Source organism: Fulvivirga kasyanovii (assembly GCF_009711405.1).
Lineage (GTDB): Bacteria > Bacteroidota > Bacteroidia > Cytophagales > Cyclobacteriaceae > Fulvivirga > Fulvivirga kasyanovii.
This window is the reverse complement of sequence record NZ_SMLW01000373.1, coordinates 1-7,603: the sequence shown is the minus strand read 5'-3', so window position 1 is coordinate 7,603 and position 7,603 is coordinate 1. Positions and strand designations below refer to the sequence as shown.

General features: G+C 40.7%; 6 protein-coding genes. 3 read left to right on the top strand and 3 right to left on the bottom strand.

Annotated features, from left to right (window positions below):
- Positions 1-185: hypothetical protein (locus tag E1163_RS30925; protein ID WP_221417930.1), on the bottom strand; the 185-nt coding region annotated here is incomplete at its 3' end.
- Positions 186-915: 730 nt separating this feature from the next.
- Here E1163_RS30925 and E1163_RS04300 point away from each other — a divergent pair.
- Positions 916-3,672: a PAS domain S-box protein gene (locus E1163_RS04300; RefSeq protein WP_155169856.1), complete on the top strand. Its 2,757-nt coding sequence runs from the start codon at positions 916-918 to the stop codon at positions 3,670-3,672.
- 148 nt (positions 3,673-3,820) lie between these two features.
- Here E1163_RS04300 and E1163_RS31640 read toward each other — a convergent pair whose 3' ends face one another.
- Positions 3,821-4,465, bottom strand: coding sequence for a CPBP family glutamic-type intramembrane protease (locus tag E1163_RS31640; RefSeq protein ID WP_155169853.1), 645 nt, complete (start codon positions 4,463-4,465; stop codon positions 3,821-3,823).
- A 63-nt stretch (positions 4,466-4,528) separates the two neighbouring features.
- Positions 4,529-6,112, bottom strand: coding sequence for a hypothetical protein (locus tag E1163_RS04290; RefSeq protein WP_155169850.1), 1,584 nt, complete (start codon positions 6,110-6,112; stop codon positions 4,529-4,531).
- Between the two features lie 246 nt (positions 6,113-6,358).
- Here E1163_RS04290 and E1163_RS04285 point away from each other — a divergent pair, with 246 nt between their 5' ends.
- Positions 6,359-7,006: a DUF4136 domain-containing protein gene (locus E1163_RS04285; RefSeq protein WP_155169848.1), complete on the top strand. Its 648-nt coding sequence runs from the start codon at positions 6,359-6,361 to the stop codon at positions 7,004-7,006.
- Between the two features lie 135 nt (positions 7,007-7,141).
- On the top strand, positions 7,142-7,603 hold a 462-nt coding region (locus E1163_RS04280; protein WP_155169845.1), incomplete at its 3' end, for a serine hydrolase domain-containing protein.

The window sequence follows — 7,603 nt, the reverse complement described above, 5'->3', positions numbered from 1 at the left end:
TGCAAACTAGCAGGTTTGGGTAGGGTAACATGAGGCACCTGGCTAAGTACAGCCGTGTGGCACAGCCATAAAATACCCACATAGATAGGCTTCAACAGGTTCGTAGTAAAGTGGTTGTCAGAAGTAAACACTTTAATTATCAGGTATAATGTTTTAAAGTTAGTTTCAGCCTGAACTACAAGCATGGCTACGCCAATGCCTCTTCAAGCTCAATGGTCAATTAATATAGTTATGGGGCGTTTAAGTCAGACAGTAAGTGTTTTCAAAGCAGTGCAATTAATTTGCACTAAAACAATTTCTTACATGATTTAAATGATTTCACAAAGCTATAGCTATTCGTTTATTAAAAAAGATCGTTATTGCTGATAAGCTTACATGCAGGGAAAACCTTATATGTACTGCCAGCGGAGTTTTGATTTTATTTACTGCTAAAAAAACGGCATTCACACCGATAGTATTACATGATGATTTTTGCGCTGCTGGTATTATAAGTCTGAATACCTGGATAAATGGTGGTGCAAGTTACCGCTACGCTACTACGAAGCCGATTACTAAAGAGTGATCTGCTTTTGCTTTTGATAAGATTAAGGGCCCATGAGCCACAGACCTGCGAAATAAATAATTACGTCTTTTACAAATCACCATATGTACACAATCTACATGCTCTACTCTGCTACCCATGATAAAATCTACATCGGTTCTACTCAGGCCTGAAGCAGAGACTATGGTCTCATAATAGGATGAACAATAGGTTTATCTGGAAGTATCTGATACAAAGCCGCTTGTGTTCACGCGGGAATTCCACTAAGGCCCGTCATTAGCCAAAGTAGCACCAACAGCCTGTTTTTAACCGCTAAAAGCATTATATTTATTATTATCACTGTTTATACCCAAAGCAGATAGAGCACAGAAAAGATGAAGGCAAGCGAAATACCAAATAATGAGGCAGAAAGACTTGCGGCAGTTTATAGGTACAATATTCTCGATACTGAAGAGGAAGCGGACTTCAATGATATTGTAGAACTAGCCTCCCAACTTTTGGATACTCCAATAGCACTCGTTACGCTGTTAGACGAGAAAAGACAGTGGTTTAAAGCAAAAAAAGGACTAACGATAAACGAAACTGATCGAAAGCTGTCGTTTTGTGCTCATGCCATTCACCATGGTGATGTAATGGTGGTCGAAGATGCGCTTAACGACGAACGTTTCAATGATAACCCGCTGGTTATCGGGGAGCCCTACATTCGATTTTATGCTGGCATGCCTCTAATCACCAACGATGGCTACCGGCTTGGAACCCTTGGAGTAATTGACAGGAAACCTAAACAAATAAATGAGCAACAGTATTCGAGCCTTCGTATACTAGCTAATCAAGTCGTGACATTGCTAAACCTAAGATATAACATTGCAGGGCGCAAGGAGGCTGAGAATCAATTAAGAAGAATAAACAAAAATTTAAACTATCGAGTACGTGAGAAGACTGTCCAGATCACAGAAATATTAGACAGGATCAGCGACGCTTTTATTGCCCTTGACACTAAGGGACGCGTTTTATACGCAAACCAGAAAGCGGGACTGATCGTAAACAGGTCTCCCGAAGAGGTGATAGGAAAATATATCTGGGACATGTTCCCTGAAGCTGCAAGTTTATCATTTCAGCGCTCTGCCGATACAGCTATGACCAGCCAGCAGTATCAGTCTCAACAGATATATTATCCGTCCTATGATCACTGGTTTGAGCACTGCATCTACCCTTCCCCTACTGGTTTATCTATTTACCTTCGTGATATTACAGAAGAAAAGAAGGCCGAAATCGCCATTAATAAAAGTGAGGAAACGAGAAAACTCATCATGGAATCTTCTCTTGATGCGATCCTATGCATCAACTCTAAAGGTGAAATTACTTTTTGGAACCCTCAATCGACTCAGATATTTGGTTGGTCAAAAAAAGAAGTAATAGGGAAACCTTTGGTCGACACCATAATTCCCGAACGGTACCGCAAACAGCATTTAGCGGGTTTTCAACGATATCTAAATACCCAAAAAAGTAATTTGATGAACCGGGTAATAGAAACAACTGCAATAAATAAACAGCAACAGGAATTCCCGATTGAGCTTACCATCGTACCTATGAAACAGGATACTGAGGAACTATTTTGCGCCTTTATCAGGGATATAAAAGAAAGAAAACTCGCAGAGGTAAAATTTATTGCAGAAAAGGAGCTCTCTGACTCAATTATCAACAGCTTGCCAGGTGTATTTTACCTCTTTGATAAAAATGGAAATTTTTTACGATGGAATAAGAATCTTGAAATCATTTCCGGCTATTCCACCCAGGAAGTAAGTAGCATGAATCCGTTTGATTTTTTTGATAAGGATGAACAGGTTTTGATCAAAAAAAATATCAACAAAGTATTTTCGGGTGGAGAGGTAGAAGTAGAAGCGAACTTCATCACAAAAGACGGGCAGAAAATTCCATTCTATTTCAATGGAAAACTTACAACTGTTGAAAACGAGCCATGCCTTATAGGCATGGGTATTGATATTTCCCGGCGAAAAAAGGCTGAGGAACGCTACCGAACCATTTTTGAAAATGCCTTAGAAGGAATCTATCAGGCTACTAAGGAAGGAACCTTTATAACGGCCAATCCTGCTATGGCAAGAATATTCGGTTATGACACTCCTAACGACCTTATTACATCAGTAACAGACATCGGAACGGAAATGTATATAAAACCCAGTGACCGCCTTCATATGACTGATTTACTGGAACGATATGGACAGGTAGGTGGTATGGAGGTTAAAATGAGAAAAAAAAATAAAGAAACTATATGGGTACGAACGAATAACCTTGCTGTTAAAGATGAACAGGGAAACGTACAGTATATCGAGGGCATTCTTGAAGATATCACCGAACGTAAAACCTCCGAGGAAAGGTTGAAATCGCAATTTGTGGAGCTCCAGAAGACAAATCACGAATTAGATCATTTTGTATACAGTGTCTCCCATGACCTGCGTGCACCACTTGCTTCTTTGTTAGGGTTAATTTATTTGGCTCAAAAAGAAAAAGACATTCACTCACATCAACAATATTGGGAGTTAGCACATCACAGTATAACCCGGCTAGACAATTTCATTAAAGACATCCTTAATTATTCACGAAATTCCAGAATGGAGCTTGAACTCACAAAAATTGATTTCGCCAAGCTCATAGAAGAAGTGAAACACAACTTCTCTCATTTAAACGATTTTGCCCGGGTACAGATAGACACAGAAATAAAAGACGATGTTCCCTTTTACACCGACCGAACCAGAATTGAAATTATTCTCAATAACCTGATTTCTAATTCAATTAAGTATCAGGATTTCGACAAAGAGCACCCTCGTATATCTTTGAGTATTGTTTGTTCTGAGAAAAATGCTTGTATTAAGGCATGGGACAATGGGATCGGTATCAGCAATGAATACCTGAGTAGCATTTTTAATATGTTTTACCGCGCTTCCGAGGCTTCCAAAGGAGCAGGCCTGGGGCTATATATTGCGAAGGAGGCAGTTACCAAATTAGGGGGAACTATTCAAGTTCAATCTCAACATGGAGCCTTTACCCTTTTTGAAGTCACACTTCCTAACTTGATGGTCTGCAAGGCCAAGCGTACGAAGTCAGATGGCTAAAATCAACAATTAGTTGCTGCTCGCATATTGCTTAATGTACAAGTATCGAGCGATAGTACCGCAAGCCATTTCCAAGCCGTGGCCAATCAATGGCTTTTCAGCTCCCGTAACTACTTATAACCTGGGAATGGCCCCTCTGTAAATGATATCACCTGAAGAATTTCCCTAACCCCAGACTAAATATCATTACTCCGTAGAAGAAGTGTTCGATGATTACAGTCAACAATGAATTGTACTTTCTATAGGTATGGCTGAAAATAAAACTCACAGCAAATGCTCCGGATACAGCGATCCAATTGTCAAATACTATATGAGTGAATCCGAACAATAAAGAATTGACGAACACTGCAAGCTTCACATTTGGGAAAAGTTCTGAATATCGATGGTAGTACCAGGCTCTGTAAACAATCTCTTGGGGTATGACTGACCAAAGAGGGTATAAAGCGATAGCCAATAGATACTTCTCGGGTTTCTCTTGAGGGAGATAATAAAGTAGTTCTTCCTGAAAGACTCTAATAGCTATGTAAATAACTGCCGAAATAATCAGAAACCTAGTTATCAGTAGCTTCCAATTAACAGGCACTAGCCGTACAAACTGGCGGTTGTGGAAACTTTGATCCTTTAGCAGGGTCACCAACAGAATAACTGCAACAACTAGCAGAGGCACCAGGTTATAGAAACCTTTTAGCTGATACTTTGTGAACAACGGAATTGCTACAAACAAGAACAGTAGTTCTACTATACAAAATGATCTGGATTTAAGTAATCTGCTTTTTATACTTTTTATGTTCATGATATACAATAGCTTGACAAATGAGGTGGCTCAGAAACCTAAAAAAGGAAGTCACGAAGCATATTAATCCCATATGTAGAAGTCCAGCAGGACTCCATTAGCATCAAAATACGATGTCTCAGGATCAGCTTTACGCACCTTTATACCCTTATTAAGCTTGGTCCAGTGACTGCCTTTTTCTGTATCGATGATCATTACTTTGAACAACTTCCCTTCCGTCTGCTGCTCAAACCAATCTTCACCAGCGCCACCAAATACCCTAACCCCAATCGGCGACCTGCCATTTCCGTTAAACACGAACCGGTCATTCCCCGCCAGGCCATACAGACTGATCTCTTTTGTCTCATCAGGGTCAAATAGTCTTGAAAATATCTCTTTTGAAATATCCCCTTCCTTTTTGGTCTTATAGATTACCACACGTACCTTATCTTCAACGGCGGTGATTACAAACCTCTCATGCTTGTCAGTACCGTATATGTCGGGCTTTTTGGATAAAAACCGGTAATAGGTGTCAATTTTTTCAGGCAGCATGTCCCTTCTGTGCTTTAGCTTTTGGGCTAGCTCTGTACCACTGACATTGTATATTTCCTGTGGCAAAGCCTTCATCGCCTCATCGATCACCGAGTCAGTAAGCTGCGTCTTTACAGAATCGGCAATAGCCTGCCACTCATTAAAGTTTAAGGACGACAAAAGAAGTCTGTCCAGGTGTTCTGCACTGGCATTAAGTTTTCTTAAGTTCGGCAGACGAGCTTTAAATGATCGGAAATGTGGTTTAAAAAATGTTCTTATAAGTTTTGGAACAACTCCATCCAGATAGTAAAAAGCGTGATCTCTATCCCTGGGAACAGCCCGGTAAAAGGTGCCTTTTGGTTGCTCGTATGTAGCCCACCGCCAGTTGCCTTCATGGCGGCTCCAATCACCAATAATCATATCAAAGAAGCGGGTCTTCAGGTAGTGATAGGTATCTACCCGGGAATCATTTTCCTTTAATAGGTCATCCAGCATATTGTGGCTGCCGACCACATTTTCTGAATTGCCGAGGTAACTGAATTCACTCTGGTCTTCATCAGGCCTGTGTTCCATGACTACCATGGCTCCACTAAAAATATGGTAATCTTCGTTTGGTAAAGATTCACTGCAAACAAAGCGGAGTTTCGGGTTGGTATGATAAATTCCGAGGGCGTCAGACATGAGGGGCAATACAAGAGGTGCGTAGGGATGACCAGAGGAGACCTGATCTTTTAAAAGTGTTCCCACAAAAGACTGTTTCACAATTTTAGGCAGCACTTTGGTTGGAGCCTTATCAACAGTTCTCAACACATACTGATTATCTTCAGGGTCAATAACGCGCAGGTTGTAGGTCTGCCGTCCCCCTCCTACCTTTAGAATTTCAAAATCGCTGTTTTGAATATCAATCAGCTTTACCTTCACGGGCTCACTCCACAGGTCTCTGTAACGCTTTCCAAAAAGCCACTGATGGAAACTACTTTTTTCATAGTGTGGATTGGCAGCAATTGTTGCATACGAACCGTTGGCATTGCAGGCAGACTGTTGTTGAAGCTGATCACGCTGATCAACTTTACCAACCCAGCGCTTACTACAACCGCCTATCGAAATAAAGACTATTGCACAAAAAAGAAATCGCATCAAGAGATTAACAGAAGCGCTTTTGTAATGTTTTTCTTTTGCTCCTCCTGAAAATGCTCACCCTAATAATCAATACCTCCTAATGCCATAGGGCCTACTATCTGAGGTGTTTCATTTAATACACACTTTTCAACAGAAATCCTCTTCTTAAAGAAGGTCAAGCCGCTTGTATTACCCATGTAGGTATGGCACAGTATTTTCGCTATAGTTACTAAAACTGATGTATCACTTAACCTCTTTAATGCCATGAAACTTCGAAAATATTTATTATTTATCGTTTTATTCTTTTTCATTTCCAGCATGTCTATTTCTGACGCACAGGAACTTATAGCTGTCGACGAAAGCGAAGATGCCGACTTTAGCAGCTACGCCAGTTACAACTGGATGCCTGCAGTGAACCACCCTTCCTCCGAAGACTATATCAGTGACCGGTCATTAAAACTTGCCATTCAACAAACTATTGATGACGAACTAGGTGCCATGGGCTATGTAAGAAGCAGTAGCAATCCCGATTTTCTGGTTAGTTATAGAGTTGTAAAGGAGGATCTTGATCCGCTACATCCAGGCGAGCCGGATAAAACTCAGCAAATAGAAAATCTCCCCCAAAGCCAGGAATTTGACGAAGGTACGCTTATTATACGCCTTCTTGACAGAAATAAAAGCACCGTTTTATGGCAAGGTTATGCTACCGGTATTCTGAAGGGACATGATTTCCTCAGCCATACACCGAGCAGAAATGAGGGAGCAATAAACAATGAACCTCAAAATAAAGAGCAACTGAGGGATGGTGGGGTAAGTAGTAATGAGAATGATGGCCCCTCTCCTGACGAAAGGGCAGTTGAGGCTATCCGTAAAATTTTTGAAAAGTTCGAATACAAGGCAGCAAACGATTAAGCCTCCTCGCTTGCCGTTAATGCTTTACTAACTTCTTCGACCTTTCTCTTTTAAAAACTGATCATGGTCATTTAATATTTGATTTTTTCATGATGGATAGCCTTATTGTAAATAACTTCAATTTTCTATCACACCATGAAGAAGGAAAAATCAAAATGGATCATCAGGGTTATATTGCTTGTTGGTACTATAATCTCTTTATACTTCGTATCCTGGCCTATTGTGACAGCATGGATAGCACCATTGCCCGAAACAGTGCAGGAGCAGGTCAATAGAGCTGCTGATTATGGATTTGATGGCATTATAGTCTATGTGGATAAAAAGGGTGAACCACCTGAACTTTATACTTCAGGTTATAAAAACAGAGAAAGCAAAACCCCTGCGGACCCACATTCATTATTTAAAATTGCCAGCGTCAGCAAGCTGTATACCGCGGTGGCGATCACCAAACTGGTTAGCGAAGGACGTTTGTCTTTGGATAAAACCCTTGCCGATTACTTTCCGGAACTGGCGGGGAGAATAGAAAATGCTGGCCAAATCACCATCAGAATGATGGTGCAGCACCGAAGTGGAATTCCTAATTATACTGACACGAAA

What these genes read in the sequence shown, in the direction of transcription:
- E1163_RS04285 (WP_155169848.1), top strand. Translation starts at nt 6,359, where the DNA reads ATGAAACTTCGAAAATATTTATTATTTATCGTTTTATTCTTTTTCATT.
- E1163_RS04300 (WP_155169856.1), top strand. Translation starts at nt 916, where the DNA reads ATGAAGGCAAGCGAAATACCAAATAATGAGGCAGAAAGACTTGCGGCA.
- E1163_RS04290 (WP_155169850.1), bottom strand. Translation starts at nt 6,112, where the DNA reads ATGCGATTTCTTTTTTGTGCAATAGTCTTTATTTCGATAGGCGGTTGT.
- E1163_RS31640 (WP_155169853.1), bottom strand. Translation starts at nt 4,465, where the DNA reads ATGAACATAAAAAGTATAAAAAGCAGATTACTTAAATCCAGATCATTT.